General features: G+C 52.1%; 21 protein-coding genes. 7 read left to right on the forward strand and 14 right to left on the reverse strand.

Features of this window, described 5'->3' with window-relative positions; all coding sequences use genetic code 11:
• Positions 1 to 251: 251 nt before the first annotated feature.
• Positions 252 to 1,493, forward strand: coding sequence for an IS4 family transposase (locus K1I37_RS17955; RefSeq protein ID WP_021294689.1), 1,242 nt, complete (start codon positions 252 to 254; stop codon positions 1,491 to 1,493).
• A gap of 438 nt (positions 1,494 to 1,931) precedes the next feature.
• Here the strand turns inward: K1I37_RS17955 and K1I37_RS17960 are convergent, their stop codons facing one another.
• The 6 genes from K1I37_RS17960 to K1I37_RS17985 all read right to left on the reverse strand — a co-directional run bounded on the left by K1I37_RS17960 (position 1,932) and on the right by K1I37_RS17985 (position 9,306).
• Positions 1,932 to 3,239: a hemolysin family protein gene (locus K1I37_RS17960; RefSeq protein WP_021297786.1), complete on the reverse strand. Its 1,308-nt coding sequence runs from the start codon at positions 3,237 to 3,239 to the stop codon at positions 1,932 to 1,934.
• A 50-nt stretch (positions 3,240 to 3,289) separates the two neighbouring features.
• The gene (locus tag K1I37_RS17965; RefSeq protein ID WP_021297787.1) at positions 3,290 to 3,613 is read right to left on the reverse strand and encodes a DUF2653 family protein; all 324 of its coding nucleotides are present in this window, start codon (positions 3,611 to 3,613) and stop codon (positions 3,290 to 3,292) included.
• 46 nt (positions 3,614 to 3,659) lie between these two features.
• Positions 3,660 to 6,224, reverse strand: coding sequence for a sensor domain-containing protein (locus K1I37_RS17970; protein ID WP_021297788.1), 2,565 nt, complete (start codon positions 6,222 to 6,224; stop codon positions 3,660 to 3,662).
• 102 nt (positions 6,225 to 6,326) lie between these two features.
• Positions 6,327 to 7,421, reverse strand: coding sequence for a pyridoxal phosphate-dependent aminotransferase (locus K1I37_RS17975; RefSeq protein ID WP_021297789.1), 1,095 nt, complete (start codon positions 7,419 to 7,421; stop codon positions 6,327 to 6,329).
• A 92-nt stretch (positions 7,422 to 7,513) separates the two neighbouring features.
• On the reverse strand, positions 7,514 to 8,491 hold the full coding sequence (gene cbiB, locus K1I37_RS17980) for an adenosylcobinamide-phosphate synthase CbiB (protein ID WP_021297790.1): 978 nt from the start codon (positions 8,489 to 8,491) through the stop codon (positions 7,514 to 7,516).
• A gap of 5 nt (positions 8,492 to 8,496) precedes the next feature.
• Positions 8,497 to 9,306: an adenosylcobinamide amidohydrolase gene (locus tag K1I37_RS17985; RefSeq protein WP_021297791.1), complete on the reverse strand. Its 810-nt coding sequence runs from the start codon at positions 9,304 to 9,306 to the stop codon at positions 8,497 to 8,499.
• 239 nt (positions 9,307 to 9,545) lie between these two features.
• Here K1I37_RS17985 and K1I37_RS17990 point away from each other — a divergent pair, with 239 nt between their 5' ends.
• Positions 9,546 to 10,349 (forward strand): DUF2935 domain-containing protein, encoded by an 804-nt coding sequence (locus K1I37_RS17990; RefSeq protein WP_021297792.1) that lies wholly within the window; start codon positions 9,546 to 9,548, stop codon positions 10,347 to 10,349.
• A 459-nt stretch (positions 10,350 to 10,808) separates the two neighbouring features.
• Positions 10,809 to 12,875: a peptidoglycan D,D-transpeptidase FtsI family protein gene (locus tag K1I37_RS17995; RefSeq protein ID WP_021297793.1), complete on the forward strand. Its 2,067-nt coding sequence runs from the start codon at positions 10,809 to 10,811 to the stop codon at positions 12,873 to 12,875.
• 94 nt (positions 12,876 to 12,969) lie between these two features.
• Here the strand turns inward: K1I37_RS17995 and K1I37_RS18000 are convergent, their stop codons facing one another.
• The 5 genes from K1I37_RS18000 to K1I37_RS18020 all read right to left on the reverse strand — a co-directional run bounded on the left by K1I37_RS18000 (position 12,970) and on the right by K1I37_RS18020 (position 16,655).
• Positions 12,970 to 13,242, reverse strand: coding sequence for an HU family DNA-binding protein (locus tag K1I37_RS18000; RefSeq protein WP_021297794.1), 273 nt, complete (start codon positions 13,240 to 13,242; stop codon positions 12,970 to 12,972).
• 303 nt (positions 13,243 to 13,545) lie between these two features.
• Entirely contained in the window at positions 13,546 to 14,571 is a 1,026-nt protein-coding gene (locus K1I37_RS18005) for a zinc-binding alcohol dehydrogenase family protein (protein WP_021297795.1), read from the reverse strand.
• 184 nt (positions 14,572 to 14,755) lie between these two features.
• Complete coding sequence (locus tag K1I37_RS18010) at positions 14,756 to 15,577, reverse strand: G1 family glutamic endopeptidase (RefSeq protein ID WP_021297796.1); 822 nt, start codon at positions 15,575 to 15,577, stop codon at positions 14,756 to 14,758.
• Positions 15,578 to 15,669: 92 nt separating this feature from the next.
• Positions 15,670 to 16,071, reverse strand: a complete 402-nt coding sequence (locus K1I37_RS18015) for a hypothetical protein (protein WP_021297797.1) — start codon at positions 16,069 to 16,071, stop codon at positions 15,670 to 15,672.
• A 341-nt stretch (positions 16,072 to 16,412) separates the two neighbouring features.
• The gene (locus tag K1I37_RS18020; RefSeq protein WP_161624379.1) at positions 16,413 to 16,655 is read right to left on the reverse strand and encodes a hypothetical protein; all 243 of its coding nucleotides are present in this window, start codon (positions 16,653 to 16,655) and stop codon (positions 16,413 to 16,415) included.
• A gap of 28 nt (positions 16,656 to 16,683) precedes the next feature.
• On the opposite strand from K1I37_RS18020, the gene K1I37_RS18025 reads away from it, so the two are divergent.
• Positions 16,684 to 17,037, forward strand: coding sequence for a C40 family peptidase (locus K1I37_RS18025; RefSeq protein ID WP_161624380.1), 354 nt, complete (start codon positions 16,684 to 16,686; stop codon positions 17,035 to 17,037).
• A 77-nt stretch (positions 17,038 to 17,114) separates the two neighbouring features.
• Here the strand turns inward: K1I37_RS18025 and K1I37_RS18030 are convergent, their stop codons facing one another.
• Complete coding sequence (locus K1I37_RS18030; protein WP_021297799.1) at positions 17,115 to 17,450, reverse strand: hypothetical protein; 336 nt, start codon at positions 17,448 to 17,450, stop codon at positions 17,115 to 17,117.
• Between the two features lie 88 nt (positions 17,451 to 17,538).
• Entirely contained in the window at positions 17,539 to 17,718 is a 180-nt protein-coding gene (locus tag K1I37_RS18035) for a hypothetical protein (RefSeq protein WP_021297800.1), read from the reverse strand.
• A gap of 171 nt (positions 17,719 to 17,889) precedes the next feature.
• Here K1I37_RS18035 and K1I37_RS18040 point away from each other — a divergent pair, with 171 nt between their 5' ends.
• Together K1I37_RS18040 and K1I37_RS18045 are read left to right on the forward strand one after the other, a co-directional pair.
• Positions 17,890 to 18,084: a hypothetical protein gene (locus tag K1I37_RS18040; protein WP_021297801.1), complete on the forward strand. Its 195-nt coding sequence runs from the start codon at positions 17,890 to 17,892 to the stop codon at positions 18,082 to 18,084.
• Positions 18,085 to 18,213: 129 nt separating this feature from the next.
• Positions 18,214 to 18,597, forward strand: coding sequence for a DoxX family protein (locus K1I37_RS18045; protein ID WP_021297802.1), 384 nt, complete (start codon positions 18,214 to 18,216; stop codon positions 18,595 to 18,597).
• Positions 18,598 to 18,721: 124 nt separating this feature from the next.
• Here the strand turns inward: K1I37_RS18045 and K1I37_RS18050 are convergent, their stop codons facing one another.
• Positions 18,722 to 19,786 (reverse strand): NAD(P)-dependent alcohol dehydrogenase, encoded by a 1,065-nt coding sequence (locus K1I37_RS18050; RefSeq protein ID WP_021297803.1) that lies wholly within the window; start codon positions 19,784 to 19,786, stop codon positions 18,722 to 18,724.
• Positions 19,787 to 20,291: 505 nt separating this feature from the next.
• Here K1I37_RS18050 and K1I37_RS18055 point away from each other — a divergent pair.
• Positions 20,292 to 21,413 carry an ROK family transcriptional regulator gene (locus K1I37_RS18055; RefSeq protein ID WP_272496372.1) on the forward strand — a complete coding sequence of 374 codons (1,122 nt, stop codon included), beginning with the start codon at positions 20,292 to 20,294 and terminating at the stop codon, positions 21,411 to 21,413.
• The last annotated feature ends 14 nt before the right edge of the window (positions 21,414 to 21,427 follow it).

The raw sequence follows: 21,427 nt of genomic DNA on the forward strand, positions 1-21,427 counted from the left end.
ACTTCACGCTGAGGGACAGAATTCACCACTTTGATCCAAGGAGAGGGGCAGTGTAGAGCGTGTCCTTGGGTCAATTACTCGGACACGCTCCTAGCGTTGCATTAAAATTTTTAGGGTTTGTCAAGAGGGGAGGCTAATTAAAACCGAACAGAAGGATTCGAATGTTCAAGATGTTGTAACCTCAAGGACATAAAAAATCCTTAGAATAGAAAGAACAGGTTGCCCTGTCCAAATCTAATCTAAGGACGCACATGGGCAAGCATATCATAAAATCCACATTGGCGGAATACCTTTCTCCACTGAATCCAGTGGAAATGTTGCGTGAGATTAAAACACTTGGTCTGGATAGGTACACGAAGAAACTCGATTCCATCACGTTTCTCCAATTGCTTGTGTTTGCCCAGTTGCAGCAAATCGACTCCTTAACCAGTCTGAGTGCCTTGTTGAACGAGAATCAACAACTACAGGCTGAACTTGGTCTCGAGTCGATCAGCACATCACAGTTGTCCCGTAAATTGAGACAGATGGACACGAAGTTTCCATCGTCCGTTTTCCAACGATGTGTTGCGCAAATTGCCCGTACTGTCGGGGCAAAGAAGGCCACACAGGCATTAAAGCGGATGAACTTGATTGACGCTTCGACCATCACGATGTGCGTCTCTCAATATCCGTGGGCAGAATTTAGGCAGACAAAGGCAGGTGTGAAACTGCACCTGCGCCTCGTATTTGAGAATGACCTGGCGTATCCGGATAAGGAGATTCTGACGCCTGCCAAACCAGCGGATAGGACTCAAATGGACAATCTGGTGGTCAATGAGCCAGATGCACTCAACGTATTCGACCGTGGTTACGTCGATTATCAGAAATTTGACGAGTATATCCTGAATGGAACACGCTTTGTCACACGACTTCGGGAGAATGCCAGCATCATGGAAGTGTATGAAGAGCGACCTGTGGCACAAGATTCACTCGTTGTTCGAGATGCAGTCATACGGCTGGGTTCGAAGTTCCGGAATATGGTTCATCCAACGCGCTGGCTCGAAGTACTGGACAGTGATGGACGAAGAATCATGATACTCACAAACGATTTAACGATGGATGCAACAGAGATTTGTGATTTGTATAGGAATCGTTGGCAGATCGAACTCTTCTTCAAATGGATTAAGCAACACCTGCATGTAAAGAAATTCTATGGGAAGAGCGAAAATGCGGTCTACAACCAATTGCGCATTGCATTGATTACCTTCTGTTTACTCGTGTTGTTGCGGTTGAGGGTCAAACATCCGGGAAGACTGCTCGATGTCTACAAATGTGTACGATGGCATTGGTCAGAGCCCTTCACAGAGTTTCGGTGTTATTTAAGCCGGCCACCCACAAGAGCATCAACTGGGCGAAAGAAGGTGAAGACAGAAGAAATCTTCGCAATGACGTTACAGCAGTACATAGACGAAGAGATTGAGCACTTAGAGAGTATGGTGTACGACCCAATCTGATAGCCAAAATGTGGGATTTGGGCAACTTGTTAAGGGAACTATGGCTTTTTAGTCCATCTAGGTCAAAACGATAGGTCTGAATATTCTGTTCTATATCATGGAGAGACGAATTGCCACGCTTGACATTTGCAAACGAGTTTAATGCAACGCTAGTGAACATATCTGCCTTATTTTCGGACTTTTTGATCACGCCAGGGATTTAAGGCATGCGAAATGCCTTATCTGCTCCATACGTACCCATTCAAGGACAAAATTCGATGATTAGGGCACATTTTGTGTCTTATGCGCGACGAATGACGCGTAAATGTCTTAATATAAGACAATTTTGTTGTGCCCCATCCCACGCACACGCCCGCCCCCGCGCCCCAACCCGCACCAACGCCAGACCCGGCACCCTTCCCCCGACGACGGTTGCCGGCCTTGCAGCATCCACGCAAATCACTCTGCGGATTGTTGGGCGTCCAACCTTGTAATACGCACTCGAGAGATTCGACCGTGTTCGGCGCGCTCGACTGTGAAGGTGAATCGGTCGAACTCGACCGCGTCGCCTTGTTCGGGGATTTTGGGCAAGCGGGATCGGATATAGCCACCAATGGTGTCGACATCGGCTAGATGAAACTCGATGCCGAGCAAATCTGCAACTTCATCGATAAGCAAATGGCCATCCACCGAGTAGCCATGGTCTGATTTCACCACAGGAACCTGCTCATTATCGAACTCGTCCTGAATTTCGCCCACTAGTTCCTCAATAATGTCCTCCAAGGTGACGAGCCCAGCCGTGCCGCCGTACTCGTCCACGACAATGGCAATTTGCGTCTTATGCTTTTGCATCCGCCGCAACACATCGTGAATTTCTGTGGTTTCGGGGACCTTGAGGATGGGCCGCAGGTAATCGATCACGCTGCCATTAGCGTCCCGCACCCGCATATACAGGTCGCGGATATGGATGTACCCGACGATGTGATCTTTGTCCCCCTGCGCCACAGGATATCGCGTATGTTCGTGATGCTCGATGAGTTGCAAAATGTCCTCGCGGGTGTCGCCGCAGAAGATTGCGATGATGTCGATGCGCGGAATCATGATTTCGCGTGCAACCCTATCGGAGTACTCGAAGATATTGTCCAACAACGACATCTCGGTACTGTCGATGAGGCCACTCTTGTGGCTTTCGTTCATGAGGATGCGCAACTCGTGTTCTGTATACGCCTCCCCCTCTTCCTCGGATACGTTAATGCCCAAGAACTTAAGAAAGGCGTTCGCAGAGCCATTGAGAATCCAAATGAATGGATGCATCAGTTTGCCGAGGATGGTCAACACCGGTGCCGAGTTCAGTACCACGGCTTCCGCGCGATGAATCGCTAAGGATTTGGGCGTCATTTCGCCTAGGACAATATGCACGTACGTAATCACCACAAAACTGATGATATACGCAATCGTATCGACGGCGCCCCCTAAGCCTACGCGGGTCAGCGGATGCTCCAACAAGTGGGCGACGGTCGGTTCGCCCACCCAGCCGAGTCCAAGAGATGTCAGGGTAATGCCCAATTGGCACACCGATAGGTAGGTGTGAAGATGATTGACCACGGATTTTGCCATTCTGGCCCGCTTATGGCCTTGAATGACAAGTTCATCCACTCGGCTTGAACGGACCTTCACAAGGCTGAATTCTGCAGCCACAAAAAAACCATTGAGAAAAATCAAGACCAAAATCAAAATGATATTCACAATTGCCGACGAACTGTTCAAATATTGTTGCCCCGCGTTGGGACTCCACCTCCGTCAAAAATCATCATCTGTCATAAAAATTGAACAATCGCATACACGCCACGGTGCTCCGCAAACTGAAGTTCCACGTGGGTCACGCCGCTGTCACCGCCGCGAAACCGATCACGGTCCGCGACATATTCCTGAATCGCGTCAATCAAGTCGAGCTGCTGCATGGGTTTCTCCCGGATACCGCGCACGGTAATCTCTGCACCAAAACCGTCCTCGTCGCTGAATGTCAATTGGACCAGCACATCTTGAGGCATGCAGCCAAGTCGATTGGCGATAAAATCACAACACGCATCCGCGATGTCTGGCTCACTCAATTCGAAGTCCCGGCGGTTTCGTCCAAACATGAAAACTCCTCCCAATGATAACCCGTCTCATAGCATTCCCCGAAGTTCAGTAGATGTGCAACTCGTCGTTCGACAATTTCGTGGCAATGTCGTCTGGAGACATTGGTTTCGCCAGCAAGAAACCTTGGATCTCGTCACATCCCTGTGTGGTCAAGAATTCTAACTCATATGGCGTTTCCACGCCCTCTGCCACCACCTGCATGCCAAGACTATGGCCCAACTGAATGATCGCCGTAACAATGTCGGGCTTTTCGTGGTCTCGCACAAAACTCTGATCAATCTTCAGAAAATCGACCGGAAACGTTCGCAGTAGGTTGAGGGAGCTATGGCCCACGCCGAAATCGTCGATGGACAACGAAACGCCAATCTCACGCAGTTCCTGAAGCTTGGCAAGGATGTGATCTTCATCATAATGCTGCATGAGGGCCGTTTCAGTGATTTCAATGTCAATCAACTTTGGATTCACGTCGTACGACTCAATCGTTCTCCTCAGCCAATCCGTGAAATCGAGTTGCTGAAAGTGAATCTGTGAGATGTTGACACTCACTGGCACTTGCAGACCCGCTTTCTCCCAAACGCGAATCTGGCGACACACCTCGCGCAAGACCCAATCGTCCACGGCGCTAATGAGGCCTGCTTGTTCTGCTACAGGGATAAAGTCACCTGGGGAAATCATCGCACTGCGTGGGTGCCGCCAGCGAATGAGCGCTTCCAGCCCTGTCATCGAGCGGGTCAGGGCGTCAAACTTCGGCTGATAGACCATGTAAAACTGATTTTCATCGATCGCATTTTGAATATCGCTTTCCATGACTAAATGGTCGTATGTAACAAACCGCATGTGCGGATCGAAAGGCTTAATATTGTTTCGCCCGCTATTTTTCGCCGTGTACAAGGCGGTATCCACGTTGCTCAAAAGCGCCTCGACGTCGCGCTCTGCCTCGGTCGACAAGTACGTGCCAATACTGGCTGTGACGCGCAAGCTGTGACCATCAATGTGAATCAGTTTGTCGGACAGCCGAAGAATTTGCTGAGCAACCCGCATCACGTCTTTCTCCGTGCGGACATCCGGGACGATAACCGCAAACTCGTCGCCACCCAACCGCGAGAACAAGACGCGCCGGTCGAGGCAGTCTGACACCCGCCTGGCGTATTCCGTGAGCACCTTGTCGCCGAAGGCGTGTCCTAATGTGTCGTTAATCCACTTGAAGCGATCGAGATCGAGAAAAATCAATCCCACTGGCTCCCCCGCCTGTGCTGCCTGCCGCAAGTGATTCATAAAATAACGGCGGTTTGGCAGCCCCGTTAACGGATCTGTATTCGCCAGCGCGTGCAATTTTGACGCATTTTGATGCCGCGAAATCGCGAGTCCCGCTAAATGCGAAAACGTCCTTAGGGCCTCGATGTCGGCAGCGGTCGGCTCCCGCTGCGTTCGGTAATACAGCTCAAATGTCCCAACCACTTGCTGGTCATCCGACAAAATGGGGATGGCGAAACACGACTGTAGTCCCTCCGCCTCGGCCAAGGCCCGGTACTTGTCCCAAATCGAATCACGCGCAATATCCGTCGTGATAACGAGGTCGTTGTGATACGCCGCACTGCCGCAACTACTTGAATTGGGGCCTATCGGTATCCCGCTCATGGCGCTCAAATAAGTCATCGAGAGTTTATCCGAGGACGCTGCAGGCAAAAGCGTACCGCCCTCTTCACTAACGAGCATCATGCAAGGAATCGCGTCCTCTAAGAGTTCTCCTACCCGATTCGCAATACTCTCGAGCGTATGTTCGATGTCGTCGCCTGCCGCAATCTCCTTCGATACGGACATTTGCGCCAACAGTAGTTTTTCTTTGTAGCGGAGAGCCGTAATGTCCTTGGCAATCCCATAGATTCCGACAATCTCCTCGTCGACCACAATCGGCACCGTCGTAATGTTGAGCGTGAGGCGCTCCCCACCGCGATGGATGATGGTCACGTCTTGCTCTCCTGCCTCACCTTGGCACGCGAGCATAAATCGCCGGATGACCGCGTCCAACTCCTGTGGGGCCACCAACACTTGAAACGGCATGCCAAGAAGCGTTTCTTGCGTGTACCCTGAGACGCGGACACAAGCCTCATTCACCTCGATGAAGCGCCCATTTAAATCAAGTGCGAACACCGCGTCCGCATTACATGCGAACAGGGAGTTGTAAACCTGTTGGCTTCGGTGTAATTGCGCTTCAATGCGGCGCCGCTCTGTGACATCCTGGGCGCAGACGACGACGCACTGCAATTGCCCCGTATTTATCTCGTGCGGGATGACTTTGACTTGCAGCACCAGCGACTCACATGCCTCCCGCAGCCAGCGCCACTGCGCTTCACATACACAAGGCATCTGACCGCTTCGCAAATCGCGAAGCCACGCTTCAAGTTGCAATCCATCGTGTGGATGCAAATATTGCGACAGTGGCTGGTTCAAAAGGGCGTGCTTTGAGATTTGCGTGCTGTCAGACACGGACGGCGATACGTCCTGAATATGCCCATTTAGATCTAACACGAACACAAGATCCGACACGTAACTGACAACAGCGTTAGACACATCCTCCAAAATAAAACGCAGTGGTCCGTCTGAGGCCATTCTCACCGACTCCAATGATGTGTAAATTCATAAACGTGCCACGCTCTAAGTTCTCCCCCAATTCACTTTGTTCCTTCTATGCGCCACCGGAAATACAAAAATTCACAGCGATTCGCAAGGGATGGCGTCGAGCGCAGCGACAACGGACGTCCACAACAATTGATTGTCCTGATGGCTGCGAATGGCAAAACGTACATACGTGCTGTCGAGACCGTGGAAATCGTCGCAAGCTCTGCTGAGAATGCCGCGCTTGCGCAACGCGTCTTGAACGTGCTCCCGGACATGTGGCATCGCGAACGAAGCGATAAAAAAGTTGACATTCGGCGCATGCCAAACCAGGCGCTCATCCGCGCCCCACGTCTGTCGCAAATAGTCGTGCTCAGACGCAAGCCACGTGTGGGTCTCCTGGAGGAATTGCTCATCACAGTAGGCTGCGCACGCCGCCGCCTGGGCGAGCGCGTTGACGCTCCAACCGTCGCGATTCCCTTCAATCCCCCGCACAAAGTCGCGGTGCCCGATGCCAAAGCCAAAGCGGAGCCCGGGGATGGCGTAGATTTTCGTGGCGGATCGGATGACAAATAACCCAGGATGCATACACGCATCAGCGATGGCTGAAAGGCTCGAACTCTGCGGGAGAAAGTCGATAAACGATTCGTCGATGACGACCGTCACCCCCCGCTCGCACCAGTTCAAAGCGCGTGTCCGAAAGGTATCCCACGGCCACACGGTACTGGTCGGATTGTGTGGGGTGTTGATGACGACCAGGTCACCGTCCTCTAACTGTGTATCCAGTACGTCCAGTGGCAAATCCCATGTGATTTGTGTGCGTTTGAGCGGTACACGCTCGATTTGTGATCCCATGCGTTTGGCGATGTCGGCATACTCGGAAAACGCAGGATCTAACACAAACGTCCGCCGCGGGCGCACCTCCCGAAAGACGAGTTCTATCACCTCTGTGGCACCATTGCCGCAGAAAAGTGCTGAAACGTCCACCTGGTGCGCCTGTGCCAGGATTTCTTTCACTGCCTGATGGCGGGCATCTGGATAATGAACAATCCGGGGCATTGCGGTTTCGATGGCCTTTAACACGCTCGCAGGTGGCCCGAGTGGGTTGATATTGGCGCTGAAATCCACGATATTGGCCACATCCACACCACTTGCCGCCGCATACTCGTAAACTCGTCCTCCATGTGCCATATAAACGCTCCCTTATGTATTCCTCGACTGGTATTCGCAACACGCGCGCATTCTCGCAGCCGTCTCTCCACAATCGGCAGTGACAAACAGGCTCACCGACTAGAGACGGCCACAACGACACCCGCTGCACAGACGACTGCAGAGAATAGCACCCATGACACAGTCGACACCAAGCGCATGGTGACCCGGATGTCGGCGGCTGTCAGTGGGCGCAGGGCGTCACCCATCGTCGCCCGATTCGAGATGACGCCACCGTATACGTTTTGCCCCCCGAGGCGAACACCTAGCGCGCCAGCGACCATTGACTCTGGGATACCGCTATTTGGACTTGGGTGCAGATGCGCGTCGCGGCGATAGATACGCCATGCTCGGCGGGCCTTGCCACCAGAGAGTGCAATGGCGATGTAGAGGAGGCCTGCGGTGAGCCGCGCAGGGATGTAATTCAGCACATCATCCAGCCGCGCAGACGCCCAGCCAAAGTATCGATATCGGTCGTTTTTGTACCCCACCATCGAGTCCAGTGTGTTCGCCGCTCGATACGCCATCGCGAGCGGTGCACCGCCGATACACCCAAACACGACGGGGGAGACAATCGCATCGACGATATTTTCAGCGAGCGTCTCCACGCACGCGCGGGTGACCTCCGCTTCGTCGAGGTGGGCCGTATCGCGACCGACAATCATCGAAACCGCCTGCCGTCCAGCGCCAATGCCTTCATTGTGCAAGGCGTCATAAACCGACTTACCTGCCTGTACCAAGCCGCGCCAGGCAATTGTCGTCGAAATCAGCCACACATTGACGACCACTGCCAACCAGGGTGAGATGAGATATAACAAGATAATCAGCAACCAACTGAGGCCCCCTGCCCCGAGTACGGTCACCGCCGTCAAGAAAGCGCCAAGCGCGCGGGTGGGCAAAGCGCGCTCTGGTTGCTGATTCCACGCGCGGTCTGCCCACGCAATCCATTTTCCGATGATGACGACCGGATGCGGGATACGAGGCGGGTCTCCCAAAACACAATCAGCCAACATCGCCGCACCCGCCAACAGACAGGGATTGACCCACTGCATGAAAGCTACGACCTCCCTGTCACATTGCGAAAATTGACGTCTCCGACACGACTAGCCACGCTCGACGTTTGTAGACGATCGCGATATTTCACGCCGGAATCGAGTACGCCATGATAGACGGTCTGCGCCAACGCCTGACCAAACGGCGTCGCAAGACCCGTGTACGTCACCTGGTGCGCATTCGCAAACTGATCACAGCCGATGACGATGGCGTCTGACGTCGTGCCCGTCGCCCAGTTATTGGCTGGGCGCGTTCGCACGCCCAACGCCACAAGCGCAGCGGTCTTCGCCTCTGTAGCAGTCATGACAGCATTGACCAAGGCCCCATCCGTAAGCCAACCGTGAACGACGCTGATGATGTTGATGGTTCCCACGGTCCACACACGCTGTCTATCGTCAGGTCGACCGTCAGACAAAAAGTCTGCAACGCTCGCCGCATTGCGAAAGCCGCACGTGACGACAGTCAGGATATCCCAACCATCTCCCTTTGCCACGACATAACTTGCGTCGGCGAGGCGAACAGCCGTCATCAAGGCTAGTGCATCGTCCGGGCAAATCCCGCGTCGCTTTAATCGCGATGCAATGTCATTTTCCGGGTCGGTGCGCGCGTAGTCCGCCTCCACTTGAAAGTTCAACACGTGGTGGCTATCGCGCAGCCCTGCCCCCAACACAGCCGAACTCAGTACACGCAAGGGCTGTTCCGCCGCAAGATGCAATGCATCCGACTCTATGTCAATATGAACTCGACCAGGTTCCCACCAGTTGGGTGCCATCTGCCCAGGCTGTGGGGCAAGAAAAGCCCAGTTGTTGTGCACCGCCGTCTCCTCCAACCCACTCACGCTGCATTGGTTGCCGCCTGCAACACAGAACTCTGGCCATTGTAAGCAAATTCGCACGCATTCGTGCCCACACAAAAAAGTGTGGTGCTTCTCATTCTAGCACGATTCCACGCCCTAGAAACGCCCATCAGCGCTGTTCTACAGCCCCCTCTCCCTGTCACCAGCCTAGCCGCAAAATCATAGGCTAGTGCTGACGAATGGAGGGCTATACACAAATGGATTACGTGCAGACAGCGCTGTTTGAACACCGCTTTTGGTTACAAGTTTTAGGCGATCACGCCCGCTTCTTTTACACCAGCCTCGCCCCGAAAGAAGAGGAGGAAATTCGCGGCGCAATCTATTTCATGAACCGGTTTGACCGGTTGCTTGAAGTGGCGAAGATGGACGACGCGGCCAGCGCACTACCGGACATCAACCGACGCGCCTACCGCTACGCGAACAAGCTGCGCGCTTATAAGCTTTCCATTCTCGAACGCCACCTGGTCGGACGCATCTCCATCAGCTTGCCGCCGACGTTTTTGAACCATATGCTCAACGAGATCGACGAATATCTGCGCATCCTTCAGTACTTGTGTGCGGGCCAGATACCCCCCTTGCAAAACCCCGTGCACCACCACCTACTCTGGCTTCAAGATGCCTACGGACACGCTGGAACCATCACGCAACAAGTCGATCCGTCACAAAAACAAACCGCCGCCAAGAGCGAGGCGTTTCGCAAGCAGTTTGAAGCCTACTACCTAAAGGCCGTCGAATTCGCCGGATTCCTGCGCACCCAATTGACCGACTTTCCAGCGCTTGCGAAGTTCAACCTCGACGTTGGCCTCGAAATGAAGCTATTTTCCGAGTTTCTCGGCGAAATCAAGGAATTGCGTCTGTCCGACGAACAGTTGGGCATTCTCGAACCGCTACTTCCAGACCACATGGCGCGTGAGGAGTGCTATTACCTTCTCAAACTGGCGGAAGTGACAGACCTCGAGACGCCCCACTGTGATCCCACTGCCCCTCGCATACAAGCGTAGGTACCAGCTCCTGTACATGGCGAAGCCCGTTGAACGGGCGTCATCAAGTGGGCCGGATGATGAAAGGCGAGATGGAAGACATGATTTTAAACGGTTTTCGACAAATCTCTCAATTTCTCGATTCTATTCTCCAAACTGATTCATTGGACGGCTATAATAGAAAGAGCATTTCTTCACGGTTTCACTGCAGCTGAAAATGCACCGCAATTTCCCTGAAATGGTCGCGGGTAAACGTCTTCCAGATCTCATACGGGAATGAGATCATTTCCCGTTGAAACCCTATGGTTTTTAACGGACACTGGTTATGTCGTCTCGAGATCAATAATAGGCATCAGAGAGTGCCTTTTTTTATGTTTCTTCCGTACAAGCCCAATCCCACATTGCGTCTAGGGCTGCACTTCCGAAAATACTGGTGGTCGGTAAACTTCTCCCGACGCGCCCACGACGAGGTATGGTTGCATGAATCAGGATAAGCCGAAAAAAATGAAAAAAATGCTCCGCATCAACACCGTCTACTTCATTATTTTCTTGTCGTTTACGGGGCTCATCTTACGCGGGGCGTACGTTCAAATTGTCAAAGGGCCCACGTTTCGCAACGCCGAGGTCAATACGCAATTTGTACGCGTAGCGGAAACGCCACAGCGTGGATGGATTTACGACGCCAATGGCCAGGTCTTGGCTTGGGATACGCCATCCGATACCATCGTGCTCGACAATTTCACGTCGATTCCAAAGACCACGTTGCACAACATCGCGAACGAATTGGCGCCCGTGTTAAACAAGACGCCGCAAGCTTTGTACCACACGATGACGACTGACAAAACCGATTTGCAGATTCCCTTGGAAACCAACGCGACGAAGAGTCAAATCGCGTACGTGGTTGAACATAAGTCGGATTTGCCCAACGTGGAAATTACGCAGACGTATCAACGCCAATATCCAGAAGGGGATTTGGCAGGCCAAGTCTTAGGCTACGTCAGCAGCATCACAGCCGAAAATAAAAATCAGTATTTGAATAAAGGTTACATTGTGAGCCAAAAAGTTGGTACGACAGGCATTGAACAGGAATACGAATCAAAACTTCAAGGAAAACCTGGTGAAGAGTTGTTGACGGTGGATCCTTCGACCGGCACAGTCCAGACGGTCGGCTCAGCACCAGCGGCAACGCCTGGGGACAACCTCCAATTGACGCTCGACGGCCACATGCAAGCCGAAGCACAGAATATCATCATGAATGATATCAACAGTTCGGATAACAAGAGCTTGATCACCAACGCTGCGGCGGTCATGCTCAACGTCAAGACCGGCGGCGTCATATCGATGGTGAGTTACCCATACTTGAACCCGAACTGGTTTACCAGTGGCAAGCCCATGACAAGTGCACAAGTAAACTACCTGGAGAATTCAGGGGCACAGTTGAACAATGCGATACAGGACATTCAAAACCCCGGTTCAACAGTGAAACCGGCGAATTTGCTCACCGCGTTGAAACAAGGCGCCGTCACACCCGATTACTCGTTGGACGACGAAGGCGGGTTGTATATCGGCAAAACCTGGTTGAACGAGGACGAAGGCATGCGGTTTGGCTGGCTTGATCCCATTCGCGCCATCGCGGTCTCCAGTGACGTCTTCTTCTATCAAGTCGGACTCCGACTCGGAAAGTGGTTTGGCAGCAGTTCAGTCAGTGGGGGTAGCTATCCGCCGAGTGACGGCAGCTACCAACACTATTTAAACACCGACTTCGCGAAGGGTATCAACGCGCTCTTCCAAGGCGAGTGGGATTTCGGATTGGGTCCAAAGACGGGCATCGACTTGCCAGGTGAGGAGTCAGGGAAGTTTTATATCTACGACACAAGTAAGGAAGAAGAAGTTCCGTACGACCTGCAGGCGAGTGAAGAGTCGATTAAAAAGACCGGGGAGTACGCCAACAACGGCACCCCCGCCAGTTTGGCAGAAGCGGGCATTGGACAATCTCAATCGTTCACGACCATGCAGTTAGCCGAGTATGCGATGACCCTCGCAAACAACGGGAAGAAATTGCAGCCACATTTGCTGGACAAAGTGTATAGCCCAACAGATACGCCGACGAACGGAGCGAAACCTTTGTCGACCGTCAAGACAAAAGTGACTGGGCAAGTGGGCGGATCGCAAACGTATTACGATTTGATTAAGCAGGCGATGTACGAGGTGACGACAGGTGGTCAGGACGCGACGGCAAATGGCCTGTTTACCGACGCGCCGTACAAAGTCGCCGCAAAGACGGGTACTGCACAAATCACAATTCACAACCAAAAGACGGACAACTCGGTGTTCATCTGTTACGCACCGCTTGACCATCCACAAGTGGCGATGGCGATTATGATTCCAGGTGGTGGTTATGGTGCATCCCTGGCTGGCCGCATTGCACGCCAGATGCTCGATGCGTACTTCGACGAACACCACGCGTCATTTATGCCGAAACAGGATTGGACGAACACGAAGATTCCATCCAACTGGCTGTCATCACCAGCGAACCAATTGCCGTAAGCTGGCTGAAACAGTGTAGAAACGCCAAAAGGGCAGCGAGCACGAGGAAAGTTCCTCGAGGCTGGCTGCCCTTTCTTTCGTAAACCTAATCGATTTACTTTACTTTTTCTTTCAGGTTGTTACCTGGTTTGAATGCCGGAACGGTAGACGCCGGAATCTCAATGACTTCCCCAGTTTGTGGGTTGCGGCCAGAGCGAGCGGCGCGTGCGCGCGTCTCGAATGTGCCAAAGCCAATGATTTGCACCTTTTCGCCAGCACTCAATGCTTCCTCGATGGTCTCAAAAATCGCGTTGACCGTTGCTTCGCTGTCCTTCTTGGTCAGGCCAGTCTTTTCTGCTGTCTTGTTAATCAAATCTTGCTTGTTCATCTAAACAACCTCCTGCAATGAATACGTATTAGTGCTGCAGTTTTCCACTGTTCCCGTGATTTTCACGATCCAATTGCGTGCAGTGTATCATGATCCGGGCTTGTACACAATCTCTTCCTTGTGTAGCCTAAACACGTGGAATGTCACAGGCGGGCCCGGGTTGCATAAATATGCGTCCGGGCTCTTCTGTGTCTCGTGATGCTAACAGCATTATGGTCAGTACATCACGATACTATACCACGGTTCCCATAAAAAATTTGTACCGCGGCTAGAATTGTTCAACTCGCCCACACTTGGGCCTCATTAAAAGTGCTCCAGCACAATCTTCCCAATGGTTGATCCCGACTCTATCATGGCATGCGCCCGCCGTAGATTTTCAGCATTAATCGGCGACAGCACATCCGTCACAGTCGTCTGAATCTGCCCAGAATCAATCAGTTTCGCCAATTCATTTAGGAGATGGTGCTGTTCTATCATATCATCCGTTTGAAACATTGCGCGGGTAAACATGTACTCCCACACATATGTACCGCTCTTTTCCTTCAGCAGGTTCAGATTCAAGTCTGACTTTGCCTCGACGATAGAGCAAACCATACCCTGCGGTCGAACCGCCTCTGCCATCTGACCCCAGTGCGCCTCCGTGGCGTTCAAGCAGAAGACATAGTCCACATGCTCGAAACCAATCGCCTTGAGCTGTGGGACAAATGGCTCGTAGTGATTGATTACGTAATCTGCACCGTGGTCCTTGACCCATTGGCTTGACTTCTCGCGTGACGCAGTACCGATGACGGTCAAGCCCGCCAATTTTGCCAACTGCGTGGCAATCGATCCCACGCCGCCAGCCGCCCCGACGATGAGAATGCTGCGCCCCTGATTGTCGGCTGGTTCGCGGGAGATGCGAAGACGGTCGAACATGCCTTCCCACGCCGTGATGCTCGTCAACGGCAACGCAGCAGCCTGCGCAAAACTCAAGGAGCTTGGCATCCGCCCGACAATCCGCTCATCCACCAAGTGATAAGCCGAGTTCCCGCCTTGACGTGTAATGCTCCCCGCATAATACACCTTGTCTCCTGGGGCAAACAGCGTACAGTCCGGTCCTACAGCATGGACGACACCTGCCACATCCCAACCGAGGATCTTTGGTTGCGATTCCACCTTATCCTTTGGCGCACGCACCTTGGTATCGACTGGATTGACGGATACCGCCTTCACCTCGACCAAGATATCTCGCCCAGTCGGAACTGGCATCTCGACTTCGAGGTCAATCAGGCTTTCCTCATCCGTAATGGGCAGATATCGATACAACCCAACTGCCTTCATCGTCTGCATATATAACCACCTCCGTTGGAGCATCTGCCCATATCATGCCGGAAATCGCGCACCCGTTGCAAGGCATTTAGCAGACGAGCAAAAAGCCCGCCCCTCACCACAGAGTGAAAAGGCGGGCAAAACAGACGAGTATTGTCACACGCATGCTGCGCGCATTCACAGGTTCAGCGCAGTTGCTGAGGCATCAGGTGCCCGGCGCGGACGGCTGCGTAGCCCCGTATGCGATGTTAAAATCATTGCCATTGGGGCCAGGTGCAGACGGCGTGGACAGTTGCTGATTCCCTTGTACCAACACACCTGCTTCGCTAATTTGTAAATTCGGATTTGCACCATTCACTGTAATGTTGGAAAACGTCACTTGACCATAGTTGGCCAAAGAAGTAATCGATCCGTTGACTTCTGGCGCCTCTTCAATCCACTCAACCGACGTTTGCGGTCCAGTATACTGAATCCCATTCTTCAAGAATGTCCAACCGCGCGTCTGGTTGGCCAATTGAATTTGCCATGTCCCATCCGCTTGTTTGGCGATAGCCGCCGTCATCATGTCTCCAGCGGAAACCGGATATTGCACTGGGTCAATTTCGGTTTCTGCCGCCGGTAGGATTTCCCACCAAGCGTAATATTGCGGCTTTCCGTTCACGATATTCTGAGCGGTACCCGTTTGAATCAGGTTGCTGTTGTTAAACCCATCAATCCCAATCCACGTAGCTGAATATGCGTCCGTCGATGACTGTCCGCCGCCACCGAACAGCCAGGAGAGCAAGCGACCCAGCCATCCCCAACCAGACGGCGCGGGGCTTGTCGACGTAGCTTGCACAGCAGGAACCTGCCACGAGGCAGAAACGCTCTGATATGTCCCACTGGTGTCACTCGCAATCGCGTATCCAGACCAATTTGAAGAAGACCATCCAAACGGAGCCGCCTGGATGGTCGCCGACGCATCCATTGGACGCGGAGTACGCCTATACTTGCGCGTGAAGTGCGGCACATGCTTGAGATTTGCCATAAGACATTGACCTCCTTGTCTCACATCTCGTGTAGCGTATGAGCAGTGAGACAAGTCTGTCGCCGACATTCACCAGGGGACAAACGCGCGATTTAGCTTACTTGATACTTATCCAAATCTGCCTTCAGTTTGGCTAGCGCCTTGGACAAGTCGCCTGCTGCCCTTGCGGGTGCCCCTTCGGCATTCATCGCATCATCCAGCGCAACCACCGTCGCGGCATCCTGATACAAAACTGCATTCGGAGTTCCCTGCGGACTGTTCTGGCCAATATGCTCAATTTTGTTCAACTTGTCGTCGAACTGCGTGTCTTTGTTTTGGCTCACAGCCGTCTTGACACTCGTATAAATATCCTTGCAAGTCGCATACACCTGCGGATTCAATGTTGTCGATCCGGCCTTTTGCGCCGTATTGGCATCCGACAAATGGTTGAGTTGCCCACAGCCGCCCAACGTTAGAACGACTGCGACAGACATACATAACGCCTTTATATTCACATGGACTACCTCCAAAAACATCGTCCTATCTAGTGTACCGCACGAGTGAGGCTCATCCAATTTTCTCTGGTAGTCTTCGGCCAATCCGGCCACCCGGTGTCTTATTAAGACACATGCGCTTCTTTTCGTGTCGATAAGGCATCAAAACTGCACTAATGCGCAGTTTTTCGCCTTTATCGGGCAGCTTTTAAGTAGATAGAGCATTTCAGGACGGGCGGTAACACATATTGTGTCCAACACCAAGCGACGCGGAGTTGTGACATTTATTTTAAACCACACCCAAGAAACAGGAATATGACTCGAATAGGTAGTATACATTGGGGAGCGAGATGGAGTGGAACTTATTCTTGTTGAATTATGAGGAATCCCAAATCGACCTTATCATCAGCAGGAAAGCGGGGACAAACCGTGAAAACCGGGTATAAAATGGTTGCCAGCGGGATGCTGGGTGGTTCCGTCGTGGCTGTTGCGGCAGTCATCATAAACATCTGGGGACCTTTCTCTTCAAAGCACCAGTCGGCACCCAAACCTACAGAACCGGTAGTCAAAAACACGACAACAAGTCCTGTATCAAATGTAATCATCAAACTCGTTCCTACAAAGCCCGGAAACATGCAGAAGCAAAAGCAAGTGTACACCGCTGTACAACAGGCGCTTGCCGACCCAAGTAGCGTCTCATTGGATGCATCTGGATTTGTGCAATACATATTCGGAAAAGCCGGCGTTCAACTGCCGCGAACCATCGCGGAACAGGCGCAAGTCGGTACCATGATTGCGCGTTCGCAGTTAGAGACAGGCGACCTCGTTTTTTACAATCTCTACGGGCAAAATGGAACTGCGACATTCGACGGCATTTATATTGGGAACCAGCAGTTTGCAGCCGTGACAAGTCACGGACTCATGACGGTAAACATGAATGACAGCTACTGGTCGAACAAATTTTTGTACGGACGCCGCGTGTTGTAAGACGTGTTTAACAGATAAACGTTCAACCGAGAACCGCCTTGGTGCAGCGGATCCCGGTTGAACGCATTACCCATCACCTATTGCCGAAAGCCGGAATTTTGACCTGCGTACGGCTGCTGAAACCCGGAAACCACCTGCATGTGCATCATCTGTTCCATCTGGTTGCACGCTTGCTCAACTTGCCGCATCTGTTCCATAACGGTTTGATGCCCCTGTAACACTTGGCCAATCATCTGCGCCGCTTGATGTTCACGCTGTGCCAACTGCTCCAAGGTTTGCGCGTTCTGAAGCTCCTGTTGCATCATTTGTTGATAGCGCTGACTGGATTGTTGCGTCTGTTGCATCATCTGCTGTGCAATCTGGCGACATTGGTTCAACTGTGCGCTCATGCTTTGCATTTGGTTGCCGTACATTTAACCACTCCTCATTATGTCCTGTCATGTAGGCCGTTTGCCAGCCCATCCTGTTTCATATACCAGCGCTGTTGCACAAATTTCCGACTTACGATTCACTCGGGTCATACTCGTCGTACTTCAATTTGGTGACCTTTGTCATATTTTCCTCCGCGATTTCCTCGGGAGTCGCTTCAGCGTCTAACCCCTCCACACCATCTAAACCAGGTGCTAAACGTGGCTCGTGGGCTTTTGGCGCGGCATGCTGGTCCGGCCTCTTATGCTCCAAACTGCTCCCTCCTTGTCCCTTATTACGCTGGACCATCTTATTGTCAGTCGGAAGTCGGCTGACTATCCCTTCCGGCAGAGATGTAGTGGTTTTCACCGCAGGAGCTAAAAAGTGTATATGTAATTTGGCTGGCTTCACACCATCCTATAACCGGAAGGAGCGTGGTGGATAATGACTGTGCGAAATGCAGATTCCAACAAGCGTAAGGGCAACGACATGACGCTGGCGCTCAGCGGACCCGACAATGTGAAATTTGACAAACGGTACCACGTTCAAACGGAAGCAACGATGCAAATGATGATGAAGAACTCCCGCAAACAACAAGGTCTTTCCAACGAAAGTCCCACGCAAACTCCACACAGCTAACCAGTCCAATTGGACTGGTTTTTTTATAAACGCCCCACATAAAAAAGGGATTGACGATACTCGAAATGTGTACTATCATTCAATTCGTGACTTATATTTAGTAAGTTGATATATTAAGGAGTGTACAGTGTGAGTATAGGGCTACTTATTATTCGTATTGTTATAGGTGTAACATTTGCTGCGCATGGATCGCAGAAATTGTTTGGCTGGTTTGGAGGACCCGGATTAAAAGGGACCGCCGGCTGGCTCGATTCACTTGGCATCAAGCCCAGCACGCTGGCAGCACTACTCGCTGGACTCGGAGAACTGGTGGCTGGCCTTCTGTTTGCACTCGGTCTATGGCTGCCCATCAGCGCTCTGTTGTTCATCATTACGATGGGTGTGGCCATTCTCGCCGTCCACAATAAAAGCTATTGGGCGACACAAAACGGGTTTGAATACCCATTGGCACTCATCGCGGTTGCCGTTGGCGTGGCATTCATTGGTCCAGGTGCCTACGCGGTTCATATTTAAAAATTACAGGAACGCGGGGCAAGCTTCGCGTTCCTGTTCACATAGATTTAACGTGTAGATTTAACGTTCCTAGTCGTTTTGCACAATTCGTCGGCCTGGCGTTTCTTCATACGCCTCCTCATACTCAGTCGTTTGGATAAACCATCACTTTCAGACTGCCACTTCGATTTGTCCGCGCGCGCTCCATGGCCTCCTGCGCGGCCACGAGTGGAAACCTGTCGGTCACAATACTCTTTACGTCAGCGATACCAGACGACAAAATCTGAATGCCACGTGCGTACGTATTGGCATATCGAAAAACACCGTAAATGTCGATCTCGTTATCGACAATCGACGGAATATCCAACGCGATATCGTCTTTGGCCGGCAATCCGACAATCGCCAATTTTCCTCCCCGTCGCGCACTCGCCACACTTGCTCGCAACGCCTCTGGGTTCCCGGCTGTTTCCAGCACGACATCGACGCCTACTCCATCTGTCAACCTTCGAATCGCCTGTACAGGGTCTTGATTGCGGACATTTATCGCGAAGGATGCACCAAGATGCATCGCCGCCTTTAATCGAATCGGCTCAAGGTCGGTCACAATAATGGTCTTGGCGCCACACGCCCGAGCGGCCACCACAGTCATCAACCCGACGGGACCGACGCCCATAATGGCAACAGTGTCCCCCGGTTTGACACCTGCTCGCGTAACCGCCTGAATGCCGACGGAAAACGGTTCGTTGAGCGCTGCTTCTTCAAACGATACATGCGGCGGAATGGCAAAGACATTGTCCTGACGGACACAAATATATTGCGCAAATGCGCCATCTACTGGCGGTGTCGCAAGAAACTGGACGTCTGGGCACAGATTGTATCGCCCTTGTCTACACGCGTCGCATTTTCCACAGACGACCCCTGGTTCAACAGCGACTCGGTCGCCGGGTTGAAATTTTGTCACCAGTTCCCCTACTTGAACGACAACCCCTGCGCATTCATGGCCGAGAATCAGGGGCTGTTCAACGACATATCGACCAATTCTCCCGTGTTCGTAATAATGGACATCGGAGCCACAGACACCAACGGCCATCACTTGTACGAGGACTTCATCCGCTCGCGGAGACGGAACCGGCACGGTGTCCACGACGATTTCAAATGGTTGTTTCAGCACCGCGGCCTTCATCGTGGTCGGGAGGGTTGCGGTTTGCATAGTTGGCGTCACACTCCTCTTCATTAAGCGCTTACACATAAACTCCACAAATACGGATTCGGCACCTCACGCAAGTGAAGTCGCCATTGTTTCACAAGTACATTTTTGAGAATCTGATGACGTCCAGACTCGAATCACTTGAAGTTTCAGCAAACGAGTAGGACAATGATTACGGTTTCATAAGTGTATATATATTATCAAAAAATTCAATATAACTCAATTGTGCGTTCATGCGTTGCGCAGCAGTGCCATTGGAAAAAGCAAGCGTTCCGTCGGACGTGATATAATCATGAAATTCACTGACTGATAACTATTGTGAACAGGGGTATTTTTTGTGACAAGAACTGGAGACCAAACATATGAGCGTTTTGCAGAATTAACGTTCACAACGCATTTGACACTATATATAGTGTTCCATTGATAGTTCGTACACTATATATGTGCGAGAAACGGTGAAAAATCGAATTCTGCAAAACGCTCATATATCAAAAATTTAAATCGCTCGATTGTATTAAACCTTCTTCGCTTTCAAGGACCGCTCTCCCGCGTCGAGCTCGCCCGTCGCACCGGCCTGACGAAGGCGACGATTTCCAGTATGGTCGATGAACTCATTTCAGAGAACTACGTATTAGAGCTGGGCCAAATGCCGTCGAACGGCGTGGGGCGTCGGCCCGTCCAACTACAGTTCAATCCAAGCGTAGGCAGTGTGATCGGCGTGGAGTTAGCTGTCGACTTTATCAAGGTACTGCTGCTGGATTTATCCGCACACGTGATTGCCTCGCACGAAGAAGCTATCCAGGATACACAAAATCCGCACGAGGTCATCCGCCAAATGTCATCCATGATGACTTCCGTGATTGCGAATGCCCCTGCGTCGCCACTCGGTGTGATTGGAGCTGGGATTGGCATTCCCGGACTCGTCGATTCCGCACGCGGCATCGTCCTAAATGCGCCGAACCTGGGGTGGAAAAACATCGAACTCTGCTCCATCTTAGAGGAAGCCTTACAGCTCCCTGTCGTCCTCGACAACGAAGCCAATGCCGGTGCGATGGGAGAGCAGTTGTTCGGTGCCGGAAAGGGCGTTGCCAACATGGTCTACGTCAGTATCGGAACAGGTATTGGTACCGGCATTATCCTGAACAATCAGTTGATCAGGGGCCAAGGGGGTATTGCTGGCGAGTTCGGTCACATGACCATTGACCGGAATGGCCCAAAATGCTCCTGTGGAAACCACGGCTGTCTCGAGACGTACGCTTCGGAAAAGGCCATGATCGAGCACTTTCAACGCCTAACAGGAATGCGTCAGCCGTTTACACAAATTGCAGCGCTCGCCGCGTCGGGCGACAAAAACGCGAATCTCGCCATCGAAACAGCCGCCAACTACCTCGGCATCGGCATTGCATCCCTGGTCAACGGGTTAAACCCAGCGCTCGTCGTGATTGGAAACCGTGTGGGTCCAACGGCTGATCGACTGATTGAAACAGTTGACAATACCGTCCGCGACCGCAGTTTCACCGAGCCATACTCCCCAGCGAGTATCCGCAACAGCTCACTTGGCCATTTGGCTTGTGCCATCGGCGCCGCGTCGCTCGTCCTACATGAACACTTCTCCGGCCCACACGTGTAGCCAGAGCGCAGGCG

This window comes from Alicyclobacillus acidoterrestris (assembly GCF_022674245.1).
GTDB lineage: Bacteria > Bacillota > Bacilli > Alicyclobacillales > Alicyclobacillaceae > Alicyclobacillus > Alicyclobacillus acidoterrestris.

What these genes read in the sequence shown, in the direction of transcription:
- K1I37_RS17955 (WP_021294689.1), top strand. Translation starts at nt 252, where the DNA reads ATGGGCAAGCATATCATAAAATCCACATTGGCGGAATACCTTTCTCCA.
- K1I37_RS17965 (WP_021297787.1), bottom strand. Translation starts at nt 3,613, where the DNA reads ATGTTTGGACGAAACCGCCGGGACTTCGAATTGAGTGAGCCAGACATC.
- K1I37_RS17970 (WP_021297788.1), bottom strand. Translation starts at nt 6,224, where the DNA reads ATGGCCTCAGACGGACCACTGCGTTTTATTTTGGAGGATGTGTCTAAC.
- K1I37_RS17975 (WP_021297789.1), bottom strand. Translation starts at nt 7,421, where the DNA reads ATGGCACATGGAGGACGAGTTTACGAGTATGCGGCGGCAAGTGGTGTG.
- cbiB (WP_021297790.1), bottom strand. Translation starts at nt 8,491, where the DNA reads ATGCAGTGGGTCAATCCCTGTCTGTTGGCGGGTGCGGCGATGTTGGCT.
- K1I37_RS17990 (WP_021297792.1), top strand. Translation starts at nt 9,546, where the DNA reads ATGGATTACGTGCAGACAGCGCTGTTTGAACACCGCTTTTGGTTACAA.
- K1I37_RS17995 (WP_021297793.1), top strand. Translation starts at nt 10,809, where the DNA reads ATGAATCAGGATAAGCCGAAAAAAATGAAAAAAATGCTCCGCATCAAC.
- K1I37_RS18000 (WP_021297794.1), bottom strand. Translation starts at nt 13,242, where the DNA reads ATGAACAAGCAAGATTTGATTAACAAGACAGCAGAAAAGACTGGCCTG.
- K1I37_RS18005 (WP_021297795.1), bottom strand. Translation starts at nt 14,571, where the DNA reads ATGCAGACGATGAAGGCAGTTGGGTTGTATCGATATCTGCCCATTACG.
- K1I37_RS18010 (WP_021297796.1), bottom strand. Translation starts at nt 15,577, where the DNA reads ATGGCAAATCTCAAGCATGTGCCGCACTTCACGCGCAAGTATAGGCGT.
- K1I37_RS18020 (WP_161624379.1), bottom strand. Translation starts at nt 16,655, where the DNA reads ATGATTACATTTGATACAGGACTTGTTGTCGTGTTTTTGACTACCGGT.
- K1I37_RS18025 (WP_161624380.1), top strand. Translation starts at nt 16,684, where the DNA reads ATGCAGAAGCAAAAGCAAGTGTACACCGCTGTACAACAGGCGCTTGCC.
- K1I37_RS18030 (WP_021297799.1), bottom strand. Translation starts at nt 17,450, where the DNA reads ATGTACGGCAACCAAATGCAAAGCATGAGCGCACAGTTGAACCAATGT.
- K1I37_RS18040 (WP_021297801.1), top strand. Translation starts at nt 17,890, where the DNA reads ATGACTGTGCGAAATGCAGATTCCAACAAGCGTAAGGGCAACGACATG.
- K1I37_RS18050 (WP_021297803.1), bottom strand. Translation starts at nt 19,786, where the DNA reads ATGCAAACCGCAACCCTCCCGACCACGATGAAGGCCGCGGTGCTGAAA.